18 protein-coding genes are annotated in these 19,953 nt (G+C 36.9%); 3 read left to right on the top strand and 15 right to left on the bottom strand.

Annotated elements, in window-relative coordinates; translation table 11 throughout:
- Positions 1–5: 5 nt before the first annotated feature.
- The 4 genes from J3U35_RS10565 to lptM all read right to left on the bottom strand — a co-directional run bounded on the left by J3U35_RS10565 (position 6) and on the right by lptM (position 3,262).
- Entirely contained in the window at positions 6–740 is a 735-nt protein-coding gene (locus J3U35_RS10565; protein WP_267361265.1) for a DUF484 domain-containing protein, read from the bottom strand.
- A gap of 118 nt (positions 741–858) precedes the next feature.
- Positions 859–1,683, bottom strand: a complete 825-nt coding sequence (dapF, locus tag J3U35_RS10560; protein ID WP_267351401.1) for a diaminopimelate epimerase — start codon at positions 1,681–1,683, stop codon at positions 859–861.
- A gap of 142 nt (positions 1,684–1,825) precedes the next feature.
- Positions 1,826–3,079 carry a diaminopimelate decarboxylase gene (gene lysA / locus J3U35_RS10555; protein WP_267361263.1) on the bottom strand — a complete coding sequence of 418 codons (1,254 nt, stop codon included), beginning with the start codon at positions 3,077–3,079 and terminating at the stop codon, positions 1,826–1,828.
- 15 nt (positions 3,080–3,094) lie between these two features.
- The gene (gene lptM / locus J3U35_RS11635) at positions 3,095–3,262 is read right to left on the bottom strand and encodes an LPS translocon maturation chaperone LptM (protein ID WP_416380700.1); all 168 of its coding nucleotides are present in this window, start codon (positions 3,260–3,262) and stop codon (positions 3,095–3,097) included.
- A 170-nt stretch (positions 3,263–3,432) separates the two neighbouring features.
- On the opposite strand from lptM, the gene J3U35_RS10550 reads away from it, so the two are divergent.
- Positions 3,433–3,768: a zinc ribbon domain-containing protein YjdM gene (locus J3U35_RS10550; RefSeq protein ID WP_220216805.1), complete on the top strand. Its 336-nt coding sequence runs from the start codon at positions 3,433–3,435 to the stop codon at positions 3,766–3,768.
- A gap of 67 nt (positions 3,769–3,835) precedes the next feature.
- Here the strand turns inward: J3U35_RS10550 and J3U35_RS10545 are convergent, their stop codons facing one another.
- The 5 genes from J3U35_RS10545 to J3U35_RS10525 all read right to left on the bottom strand — a co-directional run bounded on the left by J3U35_RS10545 (position 3,836) and on the right by J3U35_RS10525 (position 8,429).
- The gene (locus J3U35_RS10545; protein WP_267361261.1) at positions 3,836–4,732 is read right to left on the bottom strand and encodes an L-ribulose-5-phosphate 3-epimerase; all 897 of its coding nucleotides are present in this window, start codon (positions 4,730–4,732) and stop codon (positions 3,836–3,838) included.
- Positions 4,733–4,800: 68 nt separating this feature from the next.
- A complete protein-coding gene (locus J3U35_RS10540) occupies positions 4,801–5,445 on the bottom strand; it encodes a 3-keto-L-gulonate-6-phosphate decarboxylase UlaD (RefSeq protein ID WP_267361259.1) in 645 nt (214 codons plus the stop codon).
- Positions 5,446–5,464: 19 nt separating this feature from the next.
- Complete coding sequence (locus tag J3U35_RS10535; protein ID WP_267361257.1) at positions 5,465–6,157, bottom strand: L-ribulose-5-phosphate 4-epimerase; 693 nt, start codon at positions 6,155–6,157, stop codon at positions 5,465–5,467.
- 3 nt (positions 6,158–6,160) lie between these two features.
- Entirely contained in the window at positions 6,161–6,634 is a 474-nt protein-coding gene (locus tag J3U35_RS10530) for a PTS sugar transporter subunit IIA (RefSeq protein WP_267351391.1), read from the bottom strand.
- Positions 6,635–6,659: 25 nt separating this feature from the next.
- A complete protein-coding gene (locus tag J3U35_RS10525) occupies positions 6,660–8,429 on the bottom strand; it encodes a PTS ascorbate-specific subunit IIBC (protein ID WP_267361255.1) in 1,770 nt (589 codons plus the stop codon).
- Positions 8,430–8,855: 426 nt separating this feature from the next.
- On the opposite strand from J3U35_RS10525, the gene ulaR reads away from it, so the two are divergent.
- Together ulaR and ulaG are read left to right on the top strand one after the other, a co-directional pair.
- Positions 8,856–9,617, top strand: coding sequence for an HTH-type transcriptional regulator UlaR (ulaR, locus tag J3U35_RS10520; protein ID WP_267361253.1), 762 nt, complete (start codon positions 8,856–8,858; stop codon positions 9,615–9,617).
- Between the two features lie 26 nt (positions 9,618–9,643).
- Positions 9,644–10,711, top strand: a complete 1,068-nt coding sequence (ulaG, locus tag J3U35_RS10515; RefSeq protein WP_267351386.1) for an L-ascorbate 6-phosphate lactonase — start codon at positions 9,644–9,646, stop codon at positions 10,709–10,711.
- Between the two features lie 152 nt (positions 10,712–10,863).
- Here ulaG and recG read toward each other — a convergent pair whose 3' ends face one another.
- From recG to pmbA, 6 genes are all read right to left on the bottom strand, one after another.
- Entirely contained in the window at positions 10,864–12,957 is a 2,094-nt protein-coding gene (gene recG / locus J3U35_RS10510; RefSeq protein ID WP_267361251.1) for an ATP-dependent DNA helicase RecG, read from the bottom strand.
- Positions 12,957–15,071 (bottom strand): bifunctional GTP diphosphokinase/guanosine-3',5'-bis pyrophosphate 3'-pyrophosphohydrolase, encoded by a 2,115-nt coding sequence (spoT, locus tag J3U35_RS10505; protein ID WP_267361249.1) that lies wholly within the window; start codon positions 15,069–15,071, stop codon positions 12,957–12,959. Before spoT ends, recG begins: the two co-directional genes overlap by 1 nt.
- 18 nt (positions 15,072–15,089) lie before the next feature.
- Positions 15,090–15,380 (bottom strand): DNA-directed RNA polymerase subunit omega, encoded by a 291-nt coding sequence (gene rpoZ, locus J3U35_RS10500; RefSeq protein ID WP_220216796.1) that lies wholly within the window; start codon positions 15,378–15,380, stop codon positions 15,090–15,092.
- A 154-nt stretch (positions 15,381–15,534) separates the two neighbouring features.
- Entirely contained in the window at positions 15,535–16,758 is a 1,224-nt protein-coding gene (locus tag J3U35_RS10495) for a CinA family nicotinamide mononucleotide deamidase-related protein (protein ID WP_267361247.1), read from the bottom strand.
- Positions 16,759–16,807: 49 nt separating this feature from the next.
- Positions 16,808–18,544, bottom strand: coding sequence for a SulP family inorganic anion transporter (locus J3U35_RS10490; protein ID WP_267361245.1), 1,737 nt, complete (start codon positions 18,542–18,544; stop codon positions 16,808–16,810).
- Positions 18,545–18,552: 8 nt separating this feature from the next.
- Positions 18,553–19,905, bottom strand: coding sequence for a metalloprotease PmbA (gene pmbA, locus J3U35_RS10485; RefSeq protein ID WP_267361243.1), 1,353 nt, complete (start codon positions 19,903–19,905; stop codon positions 18,553–18,555).
- Between the last annotated feature and the right edge of the window lie 48 nt (positions 19,906–19,953).

The raw sequence follows: 19,953 nt of genomic DNA, 5'->3' as shown, positions 1-19,953 counted from the left end.
AGTCCTTATTTTGTTCGCATAATCCACTTTTCAATCAAGATCGGTAATAACTCACTTATTTTTTCCAACAAGAGTGTCCCTTGACCTGCTTGATAATGATGTGGATTTGCACTGGTAAAAATCAAGATGCCCAAATCACCAAATTTTCCTAATAGCGATAAAGCAACTGATCCAACATAGTTATGTTCCGGTAATAAAAAATCTAATTCCGTCGAATTTAATGTACCTAAATACTGATGGCTATACTGCAAATGACGAACACGAATAAAATCAAATTGTGAAGAATTCAGCGCCAAATAGTGATAATTTGATGGCGCACTAAGTAGCCATTTATCGTCAAAAAGGTAGAGATAAGCGCCGTTCAGTCCCAATGATTTTGCCCATGAATTAAGTGACTGAATTAATTCATTGAGGTCTGAGGTTTGAATCAATTTCAGTTGAAGATCCATCAATTGGCTAAACAACTGCTCATTCGCTGTGGCATGTTCCATTAATAACGTTATTTCAGACTCAAGTTGCTTTATTTTATTTCGTTGCCTTGCCATGTGCCATTCGGGTAATGAGATGACGCCACGCACGGGATGAGGAATTTGCAAACTTTCAATCTGGTTGGCATTGCGAATAAAAAAATCAGGGTTATTGATAATATACTGACTGACCACTTCATCATTTAATTTGAGTGGTTTAGTTTGAGTTTGACTGTTTTTAGTTTTTAAATTCCGCGTGTTTTTTACAACCATAGTTAAATTCTTTATTCATTTGTTAACATTTTAAAGATAGACTCATTTAATATTCAAATATGCGAACTCGGATTTTTATTGACCCACGCTACAAATTAATTGCCAAATAAGCACTATTTTAAAAAGAGATAAAACCGTCATAAACATGTGTTGCCGGCCCCGTCATAAAAAGTGGTTGATTTTCGCCTTTCCACTCAATCAGCAACTTGCCACCGGGTAAATTGACATTCACAGTCGAATTTAACAAGCCTTGATTAATTCCTACCGCGACCGCTGCACACGCACCAGTCCCACAGGCTTGGGTTTCACCCACTCCACGTTCGAATACGCGCAAATTGATGTTATTACGATCAATAATATGCATAAATCCAATATTAGCCCGTTCAGGAAAACGTTCATGTTGCTCTAATAATGGCCCTAGCGTGCTCACTTGAGCAGTTAAGATATTATCGACTTGTATTACACAGTGTGGATTGCCCATTGAGGCAACTCCACATAAAATGGTTTGTTCTTGTGCTCTGATAATATAGGTCTTTTCTTCTTTAATCGCTTTAAAAGGTACTTTATTTGGCTCAAAAACAGGTACCCCCATGTTCACTCGAACGGTTTCATCATCGTTAACGGTTAAGACAATGTTCCCTTTCATGGTACTGACTTTTAACACGCGCTTTTTGGTCAAACCTTTCAAACGAACAAAACGCGCAAAACAACGTGCACCATTACCACATTGCTGAACTTCTGTCCCGTCCGAATTAAAAATACGATAGTGAAAATCGCTATCAGGTGAATAAGGGGGTTCAACAATCAGTAGCTGATCAAACCCTATACCGGTATATCTATTAGCCAGACGCTTAATTAAATCCGGAGACAGATGAACATTTTGCGTTACCGCATCAATAACCATAAAGTCATTTCCCAGTCCATGCATTTTTGAAAAGTTCATCATCATCTACCTTTTATCATCAAAGATTACTATATCTTGAATAATTGTTTATTGATTCGTTTGAACTAAAGAACGTCATAAACAACTTATTAAGATTCATCATTCTTGTTTAACCAGTTATAACTTATACATCAATGGATAGCTAGAAGACGTGTTCTCCACGCCATAAGTCGTCAAACGTTTCGCGTTGACGAATTAACTTATGCTGTTGTTGATCAATCAGCATCACTTCTGCCGGGCGTGGATGGCTGTTGTAATTTGAAGCCATGCTAAACCCATAAGCACCTGCGCTACATATCACGACTAAATCATCTTGTTTGACAGATAGCTCACGTTGATAAGCAAGTACATCACTTGATTCACAAATCGGCCCAACAACGTTGTATATAAAGGTTTTATCTTCCGCTTGTTGCTCTTTTTCGGGTAATATACGCATCCAAGCTTTATAAAGCGCTGGACGAATTAAATCATTCATTCCCGCATCAACTATTGCAAAATGGTTATCATCTTGATGTTTAGTGTATTCCACTTTCGTAATGAGTAAACCAGCATTAGCCACAATTGAACGCCCCGGTTCAAATATCACTTCGAGATCTGGATAATGCGCTAATTTTTTCAATAATTCAGTCATCAGTAGCGATGCCGATGGTGGTTGCTCATCATCATAACAAACACCCAACCCGCCACCTAGATCAATATGTTGTATCTGAATATTTTCTGATTTTAATTTATCAACTAATAAAAGTATACGTTCAGCGGCATCCAAAAACGGCGATAATTCGGTAAGTTGCGAGCCGATATGGCAATCAATGCCAACAATGTTAATATTGGATAACGCTTTTGCTTGGCGGTACACCTCAATCGCTAATTGATAACTAATACCAAATTTGTTTTCTCGTAAACCGGTTGAAATATACGGATGCGTTTTTGCATCAACATCGGGATTAATTCTTAAAGATATAGCAGCGACTTTACCAAGACGTTTTGCAATATCATTGATTCGATATAATTCTGCTTCTGATTCAACATTGAAGCATTTTATACCTACTTGTAAGGCTCGTTCAATTTCGACAATGGATTTCGCCACGCCCGAAAAGACAACTTTTTTGGGGTCTGCGCCCGCTTTAAGTACTCGTTCTAACTCACCTTGTGAAACAATATCAAACCCTGAGCCTAACTTAACTAATAACTGTAATACCGCTAAGTTACTATTCGCTTTAACCGCATAACAAATTAAGTGTTTACGATGAATAAGTGCATGCTTGTAAGCTAAAAACTGCTGAGTGATATAGTCAGCAGAATAGACATATAAAGGAGTACCATATTGTTTGGCTAAATCATCAATAGCAATCTGATCAGCCAATAAATGACCATTTTGATAATGCAAAAAATTCATTGTTTCTTTCCTAATTTAAGCAACTTTATTTATTATTTGTTCTTGATTCAAACTCTTCATAGTTGATTGATCAGTTTGATTATTGGATGCTTCTGTAGGATGATATAAAGGCCCTTTTAGCCCACAACCCACAATAGATAGAATGAGCAAAAACATCGAAAGTAATTTTATTAATGATTTCATATAATATTCACAATATTCTAAATTTTTATGATAACGACTATATTACACGATAGCCCTTATCGTGCAAAGCGCAAATAATGAGTTTGGTAAATAACAAAGCAAAATCTAATGTCAGGAAATTTGACAATAATTATGCTATAATTAAACTTTTTAATACGACAGGAAACAAGATGGAATCAACAAATCACTGCCCTACCTGTGGATCAGAATATACTTATCCCGACGGTAATTTAATTGTCTGCTCAATGTGTGCTCATGAGTGGGATCCTAATCAAGCAACGACTGAATCATCTCAACGTGAAGTGAAAGACAGCAACGGTAATTTATTAGCGGATGGTGATGATGTATTATTGATTAAAGACCTTAAATTAAAAGGTTCATCGACTGTGCTAAAAAAAGGGGCAAAAGCAAAAGGGATTCGTTTAGTCGACGGTGATCATGAAATTGATTGTAAAATCGATGGCATGAAAATTATGCTTAAAGCCTGTTTTGTCAAAAAAGCTTAATGCATTGAATGCTTCATCTTTTTTTAATAAGATGAAGCGTTGATTCACAATCAAATCATGTTTGATTTTATATTGAATTAAATATAGGAAATCCTGCCTGTTCGCCGATTGCCTTTAATCTTTTTTGAGCTGTGATAATATTTTCTTTCCATTTGTCATCTTTTGCCCACACCTCAATGACTAACGGTGCGGAATAGTTCATCATTTTAAGTGTTTTAAGTATGGAAAGAAAATCAACCTCACCTTCACCAATGACAAGATCTCTAAATTGTCCTGAATAATTCTTTTTCACTTTTAAGGTGTCTTTCAGATGAATTTGGACGATATGATCACGACTTAACAATAGCTCAGTACATGTATCGTAGTTCCAACCCGTGATATTTCCAACATCAGGATAAGCCATGAAGTAAGGGGAATTCACTTCCCGTTTTAAAATTTCAAATTTACTGAGTGAATTTAGGTAATTAGTATCCATAATTTCAACTGCCAACATTATCCCAACTTTTTCCGCTTGTTTAGCTGACCATTGCATACCTTCAATGAAACGTTGGTGAGTCTTGTTATTGGCTGGTTCATAATAGACATCATACCCTGCTAACTGAATCACTCGTATTCCAAGCTTATAAGCCAAACGAAGTGCTTTATTCATGATGTCTTTAGCTTGGCTGCGGACTGTTTCATCTGCTGAGCCAAACGGATATTTACGATGTGCACTTAAACACATTGAATGTAGTGGTATCTGATTTTGCTCACATAATCGTTTTAGTGCATAGATTTCGTCATCAGACCAATCGAGCCTTGCTCGACGCTCATCTGATTCATCTATTGATATCTCAATAAAATTAAATCCTAATGATTTTGCTTCCTGCAATTTTTGTTGCCATGAAAGTTCATTAGGCAATGCCTTTTCATAAATACCAATATGATTGGTCTGTAGAGTGGGATCGATTGCAAATGTTGACATAGTTAAAACCCGTTCATATCTTTATTATTTTCAAAAATGCAGTCGCCGTAACGACTGCAATCTATCACTTACCAATATTTTGCTATTTGCTCTCTTAATGCTTGAGCCGTTTTTTTACCATTTTCATTGGCAAGAGCTCGACCAGCAATGAAGGCTTTGGTTTTAATGCCGGCAAACAAGTGGATATCTTCCGGTACAATTCCCCCTGTGATTGAAAGCTCCAGTCCTAAATCTGAAAGCTGACGCATTTTAACCAAATCCTCCTCCCCCCAACCTACGCCAGCTAATTCCGCATCTCGAGAACGGTGATAAATTGCCTGTTTTATCCCCAATTTACGCCAAGCTTTTGCATCTTCTAATGTCCAATGCCCATACAATTCGATTTGGATTTCGCCTTTAAACTCATCGGCGACTTTCTTACATGCTTCAACCGTGGCTATGTGCGCAGCTGCCGATACGGTTAACCAATTAGCGCCAGCAGAAAAAGCCATTTTTGCTAATATTGCTCCGCCATCGGTAGTTTTTAAATCACAGACTAAAATATGATCGGGATAAAGTTGTCGTAATGTTTTTACACTTTCCATGCCTGCCCCAAACGCAAGAATAGTGCCGACTTCAATAATGTCGACAAATCCTGACACATTTTTAGCAACATCTAATGCTGGTTTTAATTCAGTTTGATCTAAGGCGATTTGTAATTTAGGTGCTGTCATTTTTATTTCCTTGTTCATTTTATTTTTGACCGTAATAAGCGTTTGCGCCATGTTTGCGAAAATAGTGCTTATCAGATAAGGTTTGTTGTATTTTAATGGTTTGATTGAGTTGACGAGTTGCAATTGCCATCATAGCGACTTCTTCCAGTACCACAGCATTATGTACGGCATCGATAGCATTTTTTCCCCAACAAAATGGAGCATGTCCAGAAATCACAGCGCCAGGCATGGCTTTTGGATCGACGCCTCGACGTTTGAACTCCTCAATAATGACAAGTCCTGTATTTTTTTCATAATCGTTCGCAATTTCACTATCAGTTAACCGACGAGTACAAGGTACATCACCATAAAAGTAATCGGCATGCGTTGTGCCTAAGGCTGGGATGTCTAACTCTGCTTGAGCCCAAATGGTGGCATAGCGCGAATGGGTATGGACAATGCCACCAATATTTTCAAATGCTTTATAGAGTTCAAGATGAGTGGCTGTATCACTGGACGGATTGAGTTTACCTTCTACAATTTCCCCTGTTAATGAAAGCACAACAATGTCATCTATAGTCATCGCACCGTACTCAACACCTGAAGGCTTTATGGCAATAACGCCTTTTGTGCGATCAATTTCTGATACGTTGCCCCAAGTAAAAGTAACCAGATTATATTTAGGTAACAGTAAATTAGCGTGTAAAACCCTTTCTTTTAAAGCTTGATACATAAACTAGCCTCCATTTAAAGCCCGATCAATGACTGCATAGACATCTTCTTTACTGTGACAACGTCTTAATTTATCGAGATCAACACCTGTTGCGCTATTTTCATCATCTAAAATTTGTGTCACTTCCATTAACCCTTCCATATGTTGATCAGACGTACTTCCGGCTAAGGTGACAAGCACATCAACCGGTTCATCTTCTCCGTCAAAATAAACCGGTTTTTTTAAGGTTACTAAGGCAAAAGCGGTACGATTGACACCATCTTCAGGTCTGGCATGCGGCATAGCCAGATTAGGCGCAATGATAATGTAAGGTCCCATGGATTTTACACAACGGATAATGGCATCGTGATAAGATGGTTCAATGGCTTTTGATGCTACTAACATATCGGTTCCAAGCTTGACTGCATCTTCCCAATTTGCCGCTTCTGCGCTGAGTAATATTGAGTTATTTTCAATTAAAGATTCTTTGAAAGCCATATTGCGCTCCTTTTTCATATTCTATCTATTTATTCGTATTAACTTGGTTAATTAGTTCGATAAGCTCATCGCCAAACGTATGTGGATTAAGCATATTTTGTACACCGAGTGCATGTTGACCTTCATTCACTTCAATTTCATGTATCAGATGCTTCGATGCTACGATGATATCAACATTCGGTAATCGGGATTTGTAGTCGGTAACTGCACAAGAATCCATAATGTTAGGGATCCCTTTCTTATCCAGAAAATTCGCAATTTTCATTTTCATCATCATTGATGACCCTTGACCACTACCGCATACCGCCAGAATACGAATTGGTTGGCCTTCACTTATTGCAACTTCATCCATTTTTTTAACTACTGCTTCATTTACATCCTGATGTATATCGTTTTCGATAGGTTGATTTTTTTGTTGTGCTTCTTCAGCGCGTAGTGTTTTAGCGGCAAAGAACATATACACCAATGCTAACGCAATGATTAAATAGATAAACAAATGAGAAAATGATAACCCTTGTAAGATTGGTGGGAATAGAATTGACCAATCCGCCATCCCCATCCATGAGTCAATAGGCGTGCCGTTTTGTGCAAAAATATTGATCACCCAAGCAGAACCCAGAACTTCAATTATTCCCATTGCAAAACAGATTTTCATAACTGCTTTCCAACCACCAAAATGGTTGGCAAATACGCCAATTGTCGCATTTGAGAAAAACATTGGAATAAATCCCGGAATAATCATTATTGGGGATTTAAAGATAAGCAATAATGCGATCGCTAAGAATTGCCCTAATGCGCCCCAAATAAAACCAAAAACCATGGCATTGGGTGAAAATGCATAAATGGCTGCACAATCAATAGCAAGCACAGCATTGGGAATTAATTTTTCAGAAATACCTTTAAATGCTTCAGATAATTCAGCAACAAACATTCGTACACCGCCCACAATAACTTGTATTGCAACGGCAAATTTAAGCCCTGTTTCGAAAATATAGATTGTCCAATGGGTTGAACCAGCCATTGTTTGAAGATTATCTAAACCAAATGAAAGAAGGATGATGCCAAAGAAGAATGTCATGACAATGGTTGTGGCAGCGATACTATCATGGAAAATATGTAACCATTTAGGTAATTTAAGATTATCAACCGAATCATTTTTATCACCCAGTTTTGGCGCTAATTTTACCGCTATCCATGAACCGAGTTGCTGTTGATGACCAATGGAAAAACCAGCTCCACCTGTTACCGCTTCGGTTGGTTTAAACATCATATTTGAGAATATCCCCCAATAGAGTGCAGTAATAATGGCGGAATAGATAATGGTTTCCCACATGCCATAACCAAATAAAAAGTAAAATAGTGCAATAAGACCGACTTGCTGAAACATAATATGACCTGTCAGCATGATCGTTCTGATACCGGTTAAACGGCGAAACAGCACAAGTGCAATGTTGATAGCAAGAGCCAATAGTACTGCATAGCCAACCCAAGAATATTGATCACCCATACCCTTTTCGACGGCCACCATCGAGGCATACGTATCAATAATCGATCCTTTAATACCATGATATTCTGATAGTTTTGCAATGACGGGTTTAAAGGTTGAAACTAACACTCCTGAACCGACTTGTAATAACATAAAACCAACAATGGTTTTAATGGTGCCTTTTAAAACGGTTGTTATGTCTTTACGTAAAAGGCAATAACCTAACATTGTCACTAAGCCAAGCAACAAAGGCGCTTTTGTCATAACTTGGCTATAAAAAATATAAAATATGTTGTAGATTACTTCCATATGTTCCTCTCATTGGTTTATCGACATCTTTAAATATCTAACGCTTTACTGTGGAGAACTAACTTCGTTTTTAAATTTTTCTATAATATTTATTGTTATATGAATAGATAAAATTTCTGATTACACTTCGTTATTCATGATTAAATAACACTTGTTATATTCTACAATCACAATTAACCATTCAATGATTATTTATGATTATTTTGATAAAGATCACTTTTCTAAATCTATCACAGCCACATCTGTGATTATCATCACATTTTTAGGAAAAAACAGCGGTAAAAATTAGAAATATAATTATTATTATCAACATATTGAATCAACAATGAGTTAAATATTGGTTATAAATATTTGACAATATTATGAATGAAAATTATTATCATTTTTGATCAAAATTAATCACTTTAATTCAACAAAGAGGTAATAATGAACGAAATATCACGACATAATGAAATAGTGGCAATGGTTAACGGCAAAGGGATGTTAAGAGTGACTGAGTTAGTTTCATATTTTTCTATCTCACCGGCTACAGCTCGTCGTGATATCACTAAGCTCGATCAGGAAGGAAGAGTAAAAAAAGTACGTAACGGTATTATGCGCATCGAAGAGAAAAAGCCTATATGGGCACCAATCGGCAATAATAATACCGATCATTATCATGAAAAGGCTCGCATCGCTATTCGTGCAGCTAAGTTATGTGGTGCTGATGAAAATATTGTCATTAACTGCGGTTCAACAGCGTTTTTATTGGGTCGAGAACTCTGTGGTAAAAATGTTTCAATCATTACTAACTATTTCCCGTTAGCGTGTTACTTGATTGAACATGATCATGAAAATGTCATCATTATGGGAGGATTATATAACAAAACACAAAATATTATTCTTAACCCCATTGCGAACATTACTGATTCTTATGCTGGCAAATGGATGTTTACCAGTGGCAAGACGTTAACACCCAATGGACTTTATAAGAATGAAATATTAGGTGCAGTGGCTGAACAACAGATACTTGAAAAAATTGAAAAATTAGTTGTTGTTGTCGATAGTTCAAAAATTGAAACCAAAGCCAATTCTGGCATGCTTTTTTGTCCTGTGAATAAAATCGATATTTTAATTACCGGTAAACAAGCAAACAAGGAAGTCATTGAAAGCATTAAGGAGCAAGGTGTAGATGTTATTTTAGTTTAATTATTAAAATGTAAAAGGAACAAAGTATGAGTAAAGTGAACGAAATTACCCGAGAATCGTGGATATTAAATACCTTTCCTGAATGGGGTACTTGGCTAAATGAAGAGATTGAAGCAACAGAGGTTAAACCCAATACGTTTACCATGTGGTGGCTTGCTTGTACTGGCATTTGGTTAAAATCTGCCGGTAATACCAATATCTCCGTCGATTTTTGGTGTGGGACCGGTAAAAAAACACACGCTAATCCCTTGATGAACAAACAACATCAAATGATGCGTATGGGGGGAGTACGCGAATTACAACCTAATTTAAGAACCAGTCCATTTGTATTAGATCCTTTTGCTATTAAAGAGATTGATGCGGTAATGGCAACCCACGATCATGCCGATCATATTGATGTCAATGTGGCTGCTGCGGTCATTCAAAACTGTTCACCAAAAGTGAAATTTATTGGCCCTAAAGCTTGTGTCGAATTATGGAAAAGTTGGGGTGTACCTGAAGATCGTTGCATTGTTGCCAAAGTAGGCGAAACCATTAAAGTGGGCGATATTACCATTCGGGTGCTAGATTCTTTTGACAGAACTTCGTTAGTGACACTACCTAAAGGGGTTTCCTCAACTGATAAAGCGATATTAGATGGCATGGATGACAGAGCCGTTAACTATCTGTTTGAAACCTCAGGTGGTTCGCTCTATCACTCGGGTGATTCTCATTACTCTAATTATTATGCCAAACATGGTAATGATTACAAAATCGATGTTGCGTTACTTTCTTATGGTGAAAATCCGCGTGGGGTCACCGATAAAATGACCTCTTCAGATATTTTGCGTGCTGCGGAATCACTGAAAACCCAAGTTGTGATTCCTTTTCATCATGATATTTGGGCAAATTTCCAAAGTGATCCTCGTGAAATTGAAGTGCTTTGGCAAATGAAGAAAGATCGTTTGGAATATCAATTTACGCCTTTCTTCTGGCAAGTTGGCGGTAAATATACTTATCCAACAGATAAAAACAAAATGCACTATCAGCATTATCGTGGATTTAGAGACATCTTTACCGATGAGCCTGAATTACCTTATCGATCTTTCTTGTAATTTGTTTCGAAATTAAGATCAATAATTTTTTGTGGGCAGTGAATAAAATTCAATGTCCACTTTTTATATTCTCTGCCATGAATAAATGTGGAATCAATTCACTGAAATTATCTATCTGTTTTTATGAATAAACTAATAAGAAAATGAAAATACTAGGCATTAATATATTTTTGTCTATCCGGAAGCCAACAGTCAATCAGCTCTTTGACACTTTCGGGGTGTTGTTGTTGTAAAAAATAAGAGGCTTTTTGAACTTGACTTATCAAATGTTGATCACGGATTAAATCCACAACTTTGAAGTTAGCTATCCCCATTTGACGCGTGCCCAAAATCTCCCCACTACCACGTATTTCTAAATCTTTTTGCGCAATCACAAAACCATTATTACTGTCACGCATGACTTTCATTCTTGCTTGTGCAACTTTGCTTAATGGGGCTTGATACATTAATACACAATGAGATACCGCCGTTCCTCTACCTACACGACCACGTAATTGATGCAATTGCGCCAGACCTAATCTTTCCGCATTTTCAATAATCATCAAGCTTGCATTTGGCACATCGACACCCACTTCAATAACCGTTGTGGCGACGAGCAATTGGATGACACCTTGTTTAAAATTCTGCATTACCGATTGTTTTTCGTCCGACTTCATTTTGCCATGAACCAGCCCAATCGTTAAATGTGGCATTTTTTCTTTGAGCTCTTCAACCAGTATTTCAGCGGCTTGAGCATCTAATGTTTCCGACTCTTCGACTAATGTACAAACCCAATAGACTTGACGATTTTCCAAGCAAGCTTGATTAACGCGTTCAATAATTTCATCACGCCGAGAATTTGGAATCACAACAGTTGTGACAGGTGTGCGCCCCGGGGGTAACTCATCAATGATAGACACATCTAAATCAGCATATACCGTCATGGCTAATGTTCGTGGAATCGGAGTGGCTGTCATAATTAATTGATGTGGATAGTCATTATCTTTGATTCCCTTTTCCCATAAACTCAGTCTTTGATTCACACCAAAGCGATGCTGTTCATCGATAATCACCAGTCCTAACGAAGCAAATTCAACTTTATCAACAAATACGGCATGTGTACCAATTAACAATCTAATATCCCCACTTTTTACTTGTTCATAACGCAATCTTTTATTTTTAGCAGTCAAACGCCCTGATAACCAATCAACGGTAATACCCAAAGGATCAAACCATTGTTTAAAGTTATTATAATGTTGCTCAGCTAATATCTCGGTCGGTGCCATTAAGACAACCTGCGCACCATTTTCAATCGCATTTAATGCCGCTAAAGCCGCGACTAATGTTTTGCCAGATCCCACATCCCCTTGAATTAATCGCATCATTGGGACTGGTTTTGCCATATCGTGATAGATATCGTGTACAACACGTTGTTGTGCGTTAGTGGGTTTAAAGGGTAACGAGGCTAAAAAAGGCTCAATAAATTGTTGCGTTGGGCGATAAATACGGGCTTGCTGTTTTTGGTTATCGACTTTTAGCATTAACATACTCAGATGATAAGCAAGTAGCTCTTCAAAAATAAAACGTTTGATAGCAGGATGTTCCCCTGCAGATAATTGAGTGATATCGGTACCAATTGGAGGATTGTGAATGATATTTAATGATTCCAATGCTGGTAAAAAATGATTTGCTATTGACTTAGGCAGAATTTCTTTGGGTGGATTACGTTTTAACAGTAATAACGCAGAAGCAATTAATTTACGAATGACATTTTGAGTTAATCCATAGGTGGTTGGATAGACTGGGGTATATTTTTCTTGATCATCCAATAATTTTTTAGATTTGTCTGCTGGATTAGCAATAATTTTATATTGAGGATGAATAATTTCAGCGCCTAATTTTCCTTTTTTTATCTCACCATAAGCACTAACCCAATTGCCAAGTGCTAAACTTGCTTTTATGCCTGCATTGAAATGCATGAATCTTAATATTGCTATGCCCGAATCATCTTGAATATGACAAATTAACATTTGTCGACGTCTAAGCACCACTTCACACTTGATGATTCGACCTTCTATGGTAGTGTGCTCACCAATAGCAACCTCACTTATAGGACAAGATGAGGTGCGATCTTCGTAACGTAACGGAAAGTGTAATAAAAGATCTTGAACAGTATAGATACCTAATGCATTGAATTTTTTTTCAAGGTTAGAGCCAATTCCGCTCAATTTTATTATCGGAACCTGACTTAAAAATCGATTTGCCATCATCGCTTATTAATATTACGTGAGACACTTACAACATCTTGCTGCAATGAAATTTTACGCATTAACTCATTGAGCTGCTGACGATTTTTAACTTCAACTTGCAAAATGACTGTATAAATTTGTCGATCTTTCTGTTCGGTATTAAGCCATTGCAAATGCGCTTTTTCATCATTAATAATTGAAAGAATATGCCCAAGTGCTCCTTGGTTGTTGGAAATGTCTACCCATATTTCAGCAACAAATTGTTGAGTGATATCAGTCGCCCATTTTAAAGAGATGTATTTTTCAGGATTGTTTTGGTATCCCGTGACATTTCGACATGATTCATGATGAACAATTAATCCTTTTTCAGGACTCACTTGACCGACAATCGGATCATCGGGAATTGGGTGACAACATTTCGAAAATGTGACTAAAACCCCTTCACTACCAGTAATGACTAAGGTTTTATTTGTATCGTTGTTATTTTGAAACAATTCTTTGTGTTCTAACCCTTTGACAATAAAATGGCTCATTATATTACCAAGACCAATCTCGGCTAAGACATCATCAAAAGATTGTAACTGCGTTATCTCAACAATTTTCGCAATTTGTTTAGGTTTAAGTGAATTGATGCCACCTGTTTTTAATAATGACAGATTCAATAGTCTTCTACCTAATTCAATCGCATCATCACGTTTTAACATTTTTAACGCTTGTCTAATACGTGATCTGGCTTTAGCACTCACAACAAAATTAAGCCAGTTTGCATTCGGACGACCTTCAGGCGAAGTGATAATTTCAACGGTTTGACCATTACTTAATGGCTGTGAAAGTGGATAAGGTTTTCGGTCAACAATTGCGCCGATACATTGATAGCCAATATCAGAATGGACAGCGTAAGCAAGATCTACGGCGGTTGAACCTTCCGGTAACTGTACTATCCTTCCTTTAGGGGTAAAAACATAAATTTCTTTCGGAAACAGGTCAGATTTCACATTTTCAATAAATTCAAAAGAGTTACCCACACTTTGTTGCAACTCTAATAGACTTTGCATCCAACGCTGTGCTTTGATTTGCGCCGTTGTATTATTCAGCTCATCATTGGCATTATAAACCCAATGTGCGGCAACACCCATTTCAGCCATTTGATCCATATCTTCAGTACGTATTTGCACTTCAACTGGCGTACCATGTGGTCCAATTAATGAAGAATGCAATGACTGATAACCGTTAGCTTTAGGAATTGCAATATAGTCTTTGAAGCGATTAAGGCGAGGTTTATACAGATTGTGAACAAGACCAAGTGCACGATAACAGGCATCAACATCTTTCACAACGATCCGAAAAATATAAATATCCATGATAGAATGAAAATGCTGTTCACGCATTTGCATTTTTTGATAAATCACGTAGATATTTTTTTCTAATCCTTCAACTTCCGCCTCGATATTTGCTTCAGCTAAACGACCACGAATTTCCGATAAAATCTGTTGAATTAATTCTTTACGTGTACCTCGAGCTGCTTTTATCACATTTTCAATTACTTTGGCTCGATTAGGATGCATCGCCGTGAATCCTAAAATTTCGAGTTCAGTTTTAATATGGTGAATACCTAAACGGTGAGCTAATGGAGCATAAATTTCAAGCGTTTCTTTTGCAATACGACGGCGTTTGTCTGGTCTTAATGCCGCAAGTGTTCGCATATTATGCGTACGATCAGCCAGTTTAATTAAAATCACTCGCACATCTTCGGTCATGGCGAGCACCATTTTCCGAAAATTTTCAGCTTGAGCCTCTTGTCGATTACGAAATTTTAATTTATCAAGTTTGGATACACCTTCAACTAACACTGCAACATGTTTACCAAAATGATTTGTGATATCTTGGAAAGTAACTGGTGTATCTTCAATCGTATCATGTAATAGTGCAGCAATGATGGTTTCATAATCAAGCCGCATATCGGCTAAAATTGATGCCACAGCAACAGGATGCGTGACATAAGGTTCACCACTAGATCGAAATTGCCCTTCATGTGCTTTCTGAGCAAAAAGATAAGCATCTTTAATAAGTTCAACTTGTTTGGGTGGAAGATAAGATGCTACAACCTCTTTTAAGCTATCAAAATATTGCATAGGCAATTCCTATAGCGCTTATTCGTATGATGGCGTATTTTCAAGAAGGATCGATTCATGCAGTGTAGAACGCACTTCTGCTTCTTCTTCCTGACGAGCTTGAAAATCTGCTGTATCAAGAATTTGTTTATTAACAAGACCATCTTCAATTTCACGTAAAGCAACAACGGTTTCTTTATCGTTTTCTTCTGGAATTAATGGTGATTTGTTTTCAACTTGCAATTGACGTGCGCGTCTTGCTGCAACTAAAACTAGATCAAAGCGATTACCAATTTTTTCTACAGCATCTTGAACAGTTACTCGAGCCATTTTTACCTCTAATGTATTTACTAGTTTATGTAATTTGGAAGATCCGTTATTTTACTTAATTTTGTGGGGAATTGTCTATATTAATATCATACTATTGTTAAGATAGTTAAAATTAACCATTCCCATTCTAAAAAACATCACATTATCGTTTAACTTAATCCAAAATATCGAGCCAAACATTAGAAGCAATTATTGGTTTATTTAACAAATAACGACGTAAAGCATCTAACGCTATTGCTGAAAAAGTTTGTAACTCTTCATGCCTTGAAAGTTTTCGACCAATATATTTTAAATTAACTTGGATAGTTTGCTTTGCTGTGGTAATGATTAACGTAAATTGACTGTTCTTTTCTTTGAAATTAACCATACCTAATACAATATCAGCTCTATATTGGGTCATAATATGCCAAAGATAATCTTTGGGATCTTCAAATAATAATGGAATCACTTCTGATTTTGCGATGGGTGCATCGGTTTCAAATAATTGATAACTAATTATCCCTGCTGATTGTTGTTCGACCACTGCGATAGTTAAATCTTTTTCATGTAACAGCCCTGAAACAACTTTGGCTAAACCGAGTTCACTGTCTTTGCTAATCATGCCTTCGTAAAGCAAATTGTCATCAACAATTGTTTTAGTTTTTCGCCATAAACTATCCAGCGTGTCTTTTTTATGTTGAGGACCACTCAATTTTAATTCAATAATAGGCATCGCAGCACGATAACCAATCACGATATCTTTTGGAATATCTAATTTAGATGTTAGCTCGGTGGCTAAATCACTTTCAGTGCGCCCGATAATAGTTAATCGATAACAGAGCGTTTTTTCTAATTTTGGAAAGGATAATTTAATTTCTGGTAATACAAGAGTTTTGATCATCTCTTTAAATTCAGCAGGCACACCAGGCGTAAAAAACACAATACAACCGTTGATGTGCATTTTAAATCCGCAGGCTGTTCCTATTGGATTATCAATTAATACAGCACTTTGCGGCAATAAAGCTTGTTTAAGGTTGCTTGACGGCATCACGTTACCGCAACTGGCAAAATAACGTTCAATTTGTGTCAACCACTGCTGATTGAGTACCAGTGCTTCATGATTGGCTAAAGCTGCCGCTTGTGCTGTTAAATCGTCACTGGTTGGCCCAAGCCCCCCATTAACAATAATGATATCATTGATCAGACTACGTTCTTGTAATGTTTGGGTAAGCTGGTTAAGATTATCACCAACTGTGAGGCGAGTCGTGATTAAAATACCTTCTTGAAAAAATAGTTCAGAAAGCCAAGCTGCATTCGTATCGGTTATTTGACCATATAAAATTTCATCGCCGGTACTTATCATTTCGATCTTAACGTGATTATTGTTCCTATTCATCATGGTTCTGCACCTTTTGACATCATTAATTGAACAAAAAAGGGGTCGTTAATTAATCCGTATCCTCGTCTTCATTTTTATTGTCCATATGTTCCCTACTTTGAACTAACTTAACAGCAAAATAGAGATCGTAAGTAAATTCAATGTAATCATGATCAGGGGTAATATTCATTTGTTTAAACCAATTTTTAAGGGTTTTGCGTCTACCTGATAAGATTAAAACTACATTACGTACTTTTAATGCATTAACTAATTCGTTAATACCCGATAATACACTGACATCTTTATAAGTAAAGCAAGGAATCGCATCGACGATAACATAATTAACAGGTTGCTCTGATTCGTCAATATAACTAATGATTCTTCGTTTAAAATAAGCAATATTAAAATACGTTAAAGGTGAATTGAATCGATAAATTATCGTATTACTAACAGGTTTAACATCTTTGCCTAATGAATGAATTCGTCCGTCATCATCAACCCCTAATAACTGATCTTTAGGTCGAAAAACGCGACGTAGAAACAAAAAGATACCTAATAATACCGCTAAAGCCATACCCGGTATAATACCGATAAGTAATACCGCAATAAATGTTGATAAGCTTAAATAAAATGCGTCACGGTCATATTTAAAAAAACGCAAAATTGTTTGTACATTAATTAGCGAGATCGAGGAATATATCAAAATCACGCCAAGGACACTTGTTGGAATATATTGTAACGGTGACAACAAAAAGAGTACCACAAATCCTATTAATGCCGCAGCGATTATCGATACAAGCTGAGTTTTTCCACCATTCGCATCGTTCACTGCCGTTCGTGACGAAGTCCCACTTACAACAAATCCTTGTGATAGACCTGCTGCAATATTTGCCATGCCTAATGCCTTAAATTCAACATCGGCATTCGTTTCATAATTATTTTTTGTCGCAAAACTTCGTACGGTAATCATCATACTCACAAAACAGATAACAGCAATATTCAATGAGGGAACAACTAAATCACGCATTAATCCTTTGTCAAAATCAATCCAAGCTTCCAATGGTATAAAATCACCAGTTACATTACCAATAATGTGGATATCAAAATGTTCAAAATTAAACAGCCATGAAAATAAAGTCATTATCACAACGGCAAAAAGTGGTGCCGGGTAACGTGGTTTATATTTCTTAAAAGCAATGAGAATCAATAATGTTATGAAAGATATAAATGTCGTGCCTAAATGTGATTGATAAAGCTTAACCGGTAAATAAACCACACGTTCAATAAGGTAAGAATAGTCATAATGAAAACCAAATGTTTTCGCTAATTGATCGACAATGATTGTAATAGAAATACCATTTAACAAACCAATTAAAATAGGTTGACTGAGTAAATCTGCTAAGGCGCCAAGATGAAATTTGCCGGCAATGATACACCAAATACCAATCATAATTGTCAGCAGCACCACCAGTTGCCAACGTAACATGGGATCATCTGCAGCTAAAGGAAAAACAACCGCAGCAACCACCGCACACGTTGCGGTATCGGGCCCTACAATCAACTGTTTAGACGATCCAAAAAGGGCATAGACAATAAGCGGTAAAATGGTTGAGTATAGCCCCGCAATGGCACCAACACCTGTTAGCTCAGCATAAGCAATCGATACCGGTAAGGATACCGCGGCTACGGATAATCCGGCTTTTATATCTGCGTTTAAATATTCACGTTTATAATGTAAGAAACTGATTAGTCCTGGCATCCATAATGTGATTTTTTGGAAAAACGTACTACTGACTAACTTTCCCATTTTTCATCCTATTTCCCTGCTATACTCATTTTATCTATTAATATTGAACCACATTGAATATTACTGCGTGTTTCAAGATCATTCCCTATTGCCACAATATTTTTATACATATCTTTTAGGTTATTAGCAACGGTTATTTCATTTATTGGATATTGAATTTCACCATTTTCAACCCAAAAACCTGTCGCACCACGTGAATAGTCGCCCGTTACATTATTCACACCTTGCCCCATAAGCGAAGTAATCACAACCCCTTTATCCAATTTTTTCAACATGGTTTTAAAATCAGCATCATGCTCACTTGGCGATACAAGCCAGTTATGAATTCCTCCCGCATGACCTGTTGATGTTAAACCAAGCTTTCTGGCTGAATAATGACTAAGCAAGTAGGTTTGCAATACACCGTTTTCAATGATATTTCGTTTAATTGTTTTGGTTCCTTCACTATCAAAAGGCGATGAACCAACACCTTTTAAAATATGTGGATCTTCAAAAATAGTTAGCCATGAAGGAAAAATCTGTTTACCCACGCTATCAAGTAAAAATGATGATTTGCGATAGATTGCACCGCCACTAATTGCACCCACTAAGTGCCTTATTAATCCAACTGCAACTTCTGCACTAAACAGTACGGGTACTTGCATGGTAGAAATTTGTTTAGCCCCTAAATGCGCAATTGTTCTTTCTGCTGCTTGCTGCCCAACCCAACTAGGAGATTTGAGTGCCTTAATATCACGCGATGAAGTGTAAGCATAGTTTCGTTCCATTTTTCCCGCCTGTTCAGCAATCGCTGTACAAGACAACGAATGAGAACTTGCACAGTAGCCTTGTAACATACCAAGACTATTACCATATACATACACACCATATTTACTACTAAAATAACCGCCGTCACTACTCATAATGTCAGCATTGGCAAGGGCCGCTAGCTCAGCTTGTTTTGCCTGCTCAATAGCCTTATCCACGTCTAAATCACTGGGATAAAAAAGATCTAAATCAGGAGGATTCAATGCCATCTGATCTAAGTTTCCTAAACCAGAACAAGGATCAGCAGAAGTATATTGCATAATATTAATTGCCATATCGATAGCTTGATTTATTGCATGTGGCGATAAATCATTAGTTGATGCATTTCCTTTGCGTTGTTCTTTATAAACGGTTATAGATAATGCACCATCACTATTAAATTCAACATTTTCAGTTTCCCCTTGTCGAGTACTTACACCAATACCAGTTGCTTGGTTAATTGAAACTTCAACTGAATCAACACGAGGTTTAGCCAGTTCAATAGCTTGAGCAACAATATTTGATAACTTATCTTGTTGTCTTTGGGCATCTTTTTTAATCTGTTCAATACTCATTTTATTATTTTCTACAATTCTGCTAGTGATACGTTATAATAAGCCAGA

Origin of the sequence: Gilliamella sp. B2717 (genome assembly GCF_026536675.1) — a bacterium.
Classification (GTDB): domain Bacteria; phylum Pseudomonadota; class Gammaproteobacteria; order Enterobacterales; family Orbaceae; genus Gilliamella; species Gilliamella apicola_I.
The sequence above is the reverse complement of the archived record's forward strand: the minus strand, read 5'-3'. Positions and strand labels throughout refer to the sequence as shown.